Source organism: Syntrophorhabdaceae bacterium, from assembly GCA_028713955.1.
Classification (GTDB): domain Bacteria; phylum Desulfobacterota; class Syntrophorhabdia; order Syntrophorhabdales; family Syntrophorhabdaceae; genus UBA5609.
Window position 1 is genome coordinate 1 of sequence record JAQTNJ010000190.1, and the last position, 6,109, is coordinate 6,109.

Here is a 6,109-nt window from a genome sequence, read left to right on the forward strand (position 1 = left end):
TCGTCACAAACAACATGCGGCCCTGACCCTGGACGATTGAACCCATCTGGTGCCCGGCTGAGGTTTTCATGTCGTAGAATCTGGGCTTGCGTTCAAACCACACGTTTTTTGCAAGTACTTCATTGCTTGCCTTCTCCCGGATGATAAACATATTGCCTTCCATATCGAGAAGGTAAGGCGAAGCGTTATGAGTACGAATCATGAAGAAACAGCCGTCTTCAAGGTGACCATACCAGGGGATCTTGTCCCCGTACACCTTCGTCTTGTCCCAATCGTATGAAAAAAGATGAAATCCCTTCCACAGGAGGTCATCCCTCCGGCTGAAATTATCGATAGCTGCCTTGCTGATATCTATGCCCGTGCGCAATATCTCGCTCTTCAATATGATGTTCGGATGCACGTCAGAAAATTGCTTATATAACTCTTCCATGCTCATAGCAAATCCCTCCTCCTGTTAATTTTAATTTCATGCGTCTGTTTTTCTCACACCTCCTTTTGTCTTTGCCGTCGTCTTTACCCGGATCGTTCATCGCACTGCAACGCAGCATTGTGTCGGCGGTCCGGTTCCATCGACATCGTTACCGCCGCCCCCTGCTAACAAAAACAGACCGGTTCTTCTTCCAGGGGGATGTTCGGTTGAGGCACCGTATATTTTACCTCGGTATTTATCGGGATCTGCCCGTTCGGCAACACAACGGCATCATCGGAAAACCTGTCTAAGGATCTCCATAGAACGGCATCGGCATTGAAAAAATCCTGGTAAACATTCCACCAGCGCAGCTTTACTCCGCTTAAGTGTGTCTGAGCGACAAGAATTATCTTTTTTTCCCTCAGGCCGAACAGTATCTCTTTGAAGTCATCCGGGGTTACGCCTCTGGCCCATAGAGATTCATCGCACAGCGAACCGGTGCCCATCTCTTTATATGGTACGCTGCTGACGGAAACGATCTTCGTTTTATACTCTTTTGGTTTGTATACAACGGCCCTGGCCCCCGCAGTACCACGGCCCAGCACATATTCAGCACCAAGTGCATCGGCAGCCTGAAGCGTGATCTCGTCGTACGCAAAGAACTTTGTGCTGAACACGCGCATCGGTCTTCCGAGACAGGACTGGGCACGGTCTTTCATGTTCTTCAATATTGCATATTGCGCCGCATAAGGCTCATTCCACAAAGGACGCTCATTGAAGGCACACCCGACCTCGAACCCCCTTTTTGAGAGATCCGTCACAATATCGCGATTATTCTCGATTGTGTATCCATCAATCTGTATTAAAGCGGGTATTCCCCGTCTCTCAAGTTCATCAGCCCAATGATTCAGTCCGACCATATTCCCGCGGTCTAAGAGCAGAAACATTCCCTCAATCTTTCCGTCTTTCACTTTTGACATCTGTACCTCCTACAAATGTTATTCAAAAATGCGGAACCAATTGTCGCTATTTAATTGTGGATATTGCAATAGGTATGCCAAAACAGTCGAATGCACAGATGATAAGAAGAACAGTGATTTTGGGGCCTTACGAAAAAAAGGCTGTCTCATTCATGAGACGATTCTCAGCCACCGGCTCATAATTGATACAGGCAATTAAGACAAGCGGAAGATCAGAAGGTGAGGCTAAAAAAACCGTGAGTCGTAATTCGTAAAGGGGGAAAAACTGTACGGCACAGGAAGAGTGGGTTGTCATTGCGAGCGGAGCGTGGCAATCTCATCCCTTGAGTTTGCCTTTTTCCACTCACGTCTCACGAATTACGAATTACGGATTTCCCGCTATCGGCTTAGAGCCTTTTTTGTTTCGGCTGACGGCTATCAATTGCCAGTTCCCCGGTCTTCCTTCTTGTGCGGTTTAAGCTTTCGATAGAGCGTGGCCCGTGAGATCCCCAGGGCCTTTGCCGCACTCTGCGCGTTGCCAAAACGCCTCAGGGCCTCCCGCACATGCATCTCCTCAAGACGGCCAAGATCAGGGAGACCGCTTTCCTCCCCGGTTGAAAGCCCCGAACGGGCTATGCCGGGAAGATGCGTCGGAGTGATCGGGCCGCCCTGCGCCAACAACGCGGCCCTTTCAATGACATTCTTCAGCTCCCGAACATTCCCTGGCCATTCATAGGAACACAGTAGCGACATCGCTTCGTTCGACATACCGACCCTTGAGACATTCAGTTTTTCCATCATATATCGAATAAGATCCGGGATGTCTTCGCTTCTCTCCCTTAATGGTGGTATCACAATCGGAAATACGTGGATCCGGAAATAGAGATCCGAACGAAATTTTCCCTGCCGTGTGTCCTCGAGAAGATCGCGGTGGGTCGCGCATATGAGACGGAATTCACTTCTCCGGATCCTGACCTCTCCCAGTCTCCGGTACTGCTTTTCCTCAATAACCTTTAGAAATTGGGCCTGGACGCCCAGATCCATATCGCCTATCTCGTCGAGGAACAAGGTGCCGCCGTCCGCAACCTCAATGAGACCCTGTCTGTCCTGTACGGCAGAGGTAAAAGCCCCCCTGGCATGGCCAAAGAGCTCGCTTGCAAGCAACTCACCCTTAAGGCTTGCACAGTTCACCTCGACAAAGGTGGAGGACGCCCTGTGACTATGTTCGTGAATCCACTTTGCCAGAATACCTTTTCCGGTACCGGTCTCGCCCTGGAGTATGATCGGCGAATCATTTTTCAGTGCGAGAGAAGAAAGATCCATCACCTTCTGCATTACCGGGCTTTGCCCAAAGTAAGGTTCTTTTTTTTGCTGGAGGCGTTGAGTTGTTCGCTGTCGCCTTCGCAATGCCCCCAGCTCAAGGCTCTTCTGCAGGAAAACGTCCAGATCAGGCATGTTTACGGGTTTGGTGAGAAAATTATCAGCCCCTCTACGCATGGATTCGACGGCAAGGGGGATATCACCGATGCCGGTAATTACTATAATAGGGATGTCAAAATAATTCTCGCGCAACTCCGCGATCAGGTCCAGACCGTTCCCGTCGGGAAGATTCAGATCGAGCAGTATAGCGTCGAATCTATGAGCGGCAAGCGCCTCCCGTGCCTCGGCAACGGAAAGGGCCCCGTGAACGGAATAACCGACCCGCGAAAGATACTCGGAAAATCCGAACTGGATTGCAGGTTCGTCATCAATGAGGAGAAGGGGCGGCTTCATGATTGAGCGCCATCAAGTATGGGAAGAATAAATTCTATGGTACATCCCGGCGGGGGTTCGTTATTTCGTGCATTTACCTTTCCGCCGTGGGCCTCAACAATGTTCCTTACGATGCTCAGACCGAGCCCGATCCCACCTTTCTTAAACGTAACGAATGGGTCAAAGATGTGTGACAGGCCGGCAAATTTGATGCCGCATCCTTCATCGGTGACGCTCACGCGAACCATCCTCTCTTTAGCTTTCGAGACAGTGACTACGATCTCACTTTTTATCGGGCTCGCCTCTTCGGCGTTATTCAGCAAGTTGAGCAGGGCCTGCTGGATCTTTGCTCCATCTGCCAGAATCTTAATATCGTTCCCCTGAGGATGTCTGACAACGACAGCTGGGCATGGTTTCATCAGCCTCGATTGTTTCCACAGCTCCACGGCGGAACTGACGATCGAAACGAGGGGCTGTTTTTGAAGACTGGATGAATTGAGAGGCCTCCCGAAATTGAGGAGATCAAACATTAATCGGGACAGCCTGTTAACCTGGGTCTTTATGTGGTCGAGATGAGCGTTGTATTGAGGGTACTGACCGAGGTCTTGAGCCAGCGCTTCGGTAATGGCCAATACCGCATTTAAAGGGTTCCGCACTTCATGCGCCACGCCGATAACCAGTTGACCCAGCATCTTCATTTCATGGCTGCGGCGCAACTGGTCCCTCATGATGTTGCGTTCAATCTCCTGCTCGATGTATCGACTGAGGGTTTCCACAAACTGAAGATCCATGTCCGTAAATATCCGTTCCGATCTATACATGATGACGATCGCACCGACTAAGTTCCTTTCGCGATTCTTGATCGGGATTTGCAGACAGCCCCACATCGGAAAACTTTTACTGAACTCGTCCTCGGTCAGCAACTCACATAATTTTCTCGAGTTGTGTGAATTCTCCAGAAATTCGGAAAGCTGGTTCGGAAAAGATTGCTGCGAGGGTCCGATGTCATGCGGCGATTCCTCATTGGCTGCTGCTGCCATTACCCGAAAACCATTATCCTCCGTGCATAGAATAACGACGCGCTCCACATTCAACAATTGACAAACGTTCTTCGCTACCTGACCACATACCGTCTCAAATGAAGAACCGGCGCTCGTTGCCATCTCGTACACCGCCTGCAGGGCCCTTTGCCTCTGGGCCAGACACTCCTGGGCCCGCTTCTGTTCCGTAACGTCATGCAGTATGGCCATATAGCTGACAAGACCGTCGTTGCTGACGGTTGTCATCCTGGGCGTGACCAGGCAGACGATCTCGGTTCCATCTTTCTTGCGTAATCTGAGCTCGTAATCTCTCAGGTTCTTTTTTTGCGCTACGTATTTTAAAAATAGCGGTCTTTCTGATGGATCTACATACAACTGCGTGACATTAATAAGGCCCGCGATATCCTTTCTTTCGTAACCGAAGAGATCAAGAAATGCCTGGTTTGCGTCGATAATATCACCATTCTCCTTTACGATGGAGATTGCGTCCCTCGACTCCTCGATAAGCATCCGGTAACGTCTCATGTTTCTTCCCCCTTCTTCTTGCCGTATCCGCACATGGATGAAGAAAAAGATAGTCATTTATCTGAATCATGCATCAGACATACGCAAATAATGACACTGTTGATAGTGTAACGGAGAATAATTAGTCAGGCAACACTTATTTTCCCGGAGCACAATGGCGTGCGTGCAAACAGGGATCTATGGCAAACTGTCGTTAGAGGAGCAGAAGGGCAGAGGATTGTTTCTTTTGTCTCTCGCTATCCACTATTCACTATCGACTATTCACTGCTTTCTGCTTGAGGGGGCGTTCGATCAGCTGCCGGCCAGACGTTCCTGTAATTCTTTGAGCTGATTCTTCATCTCAACCGGCAGGTCTGAGCCGAATGTCTTAAAGAATCTTTCGATATCCTTTGCCTCTTCGATCCAGGCATTCTTATCAACAATCAGAAGTTCTTCGATCGTTTCCTTTGGAACAGACAAACCGCTCAGATCAAGATCTTCAGCCTTTGGAATATACCCGATAGGCGTTATCTGCGAACCGGCGGTCTTCTTGCAGCGGTCCACAATCCATTCGAGCACGCGCAGATTTTCACCAAAACCGGGCCACATAAAGTTGCCCTTCTCATCCAGACGGAACCAGTTGACATGGAATACCTTGGGCGGTTTTTCCATCTTTTTGCCCATATCCAGCCAGTGCTGAAAATACTGACCCATGTTGTATCCGCAGAACGGCAGCATTGCCATCGGATCACGCCGCACTTCGCCCTGCTTGCCGAATTGGGCGGCTGTTCGCTCTGAGGCCATCGTTGCGCCGATGAATACGCCATGTTTCCAATCAAAGGATTCGAATACGAGCGGAACGATATTTGCCCGGCGACCTCCGAATATTATTGCATCGATGAGGACACCGTGATGATGTTCTATGCGGTTGGAGATCGAAGGGCATTGCGTTATCGGGGCCGTGAACCGGCTGTTAGGATGCGCTCCGAGTACCTTATTCCCCTTTTTGTCTACAGCGCCCGGTTTCCATGGTTTCCCTTCCCAGTTGATGCCTTCTTCAGGAGGGTTTCCGTCCATGCCTTCCCACCAGATATCCTTATCCCTGGTTAAAAGTACGTTCGTAAATATCGTATTCTTTTTTATTGTCTCCATCGCGTTCTGATTTGACTTTGAATTGGTGCCCGGTGCGACACCGAAGAATCCTGCTTCCGGATTGATTGCCCACAGTCTGCCGTCAGTATCTACGCGCATCCACGCGATGTCATCGCCGACAGTCCAGATGCGGTAGCCCTTATGCTTCAGTCCCTCGGGCGGGATCAACATGGCGAGGTTCGTCTTCCCGCAGGCGCTTGGGAATGCCCCTGCTATATATTTAATATGGCCGCCCGGGTCCTCGACCCCCATGATAAGCATATGTTCTGCGAGCCAGCCTTCAGATTTTGCAA

5 protein-coding genes are annotated in these 6,109 nt (G+C 50.0%); all 5 read right to left on the reverse strand.

The annotated features are described in order from the left end of the window. Positions 1–430 (reverse strand): hypothetical protein (locus PHU49_13285; protein MDD5244981.1); only part of this gene is annotated, 430 nt, incomplete at its 3' end. A 164-nt stretch (positions 431–594) separates the two neighbouring features. Beyond that, positions 595–1,389: a polysaccharide deacetylase family protein gene (locus tag PHU49_13290; protein MDD5244982.1), complete on the reverse strand. Its 795-nt coding sequence runs from the start codon at positions 1,387–1,389 to the stop codon at positions 595–597. Between the two features lie 417 nt (positions 1,390–1,806). Next, positions 1,807–3,141, reverse strand: coding sequence for a sigma-54 dependent transcriptional regulator (locus PHU49_13295; GenBank protein ID MDD5244983.1), 1,335 nt, complete (start codon positions 3,139–3,141; stop codon positions 1,807–1,809). Continuing rightward, complete coding sequence (locus tag PHU49_13300; protein ID MDD5244984.1) at positions 3,138–4,685, reverse strand: PAS domain S-box protein; 1,548 nt, start codon at positions 4,683–4,685, stop codon at positions 3,138–3,140. The genes PHU49_13295 and PHU49_13300 overlap by 4 nt, the downstream gene beginning before the upstream one ends. 291 nt (positions 4,686–4,976) lie before the next feature. Continuing rightward, a partial coding sequence (locus PHU49_13305) for a phosphoenolpyruvate carboxykinase (GTP) (GenBank protein MDD5244985.1) occupies positions 4,977–6,109 on the reverse strand: 1,133 nt, incomplete at its 5' end.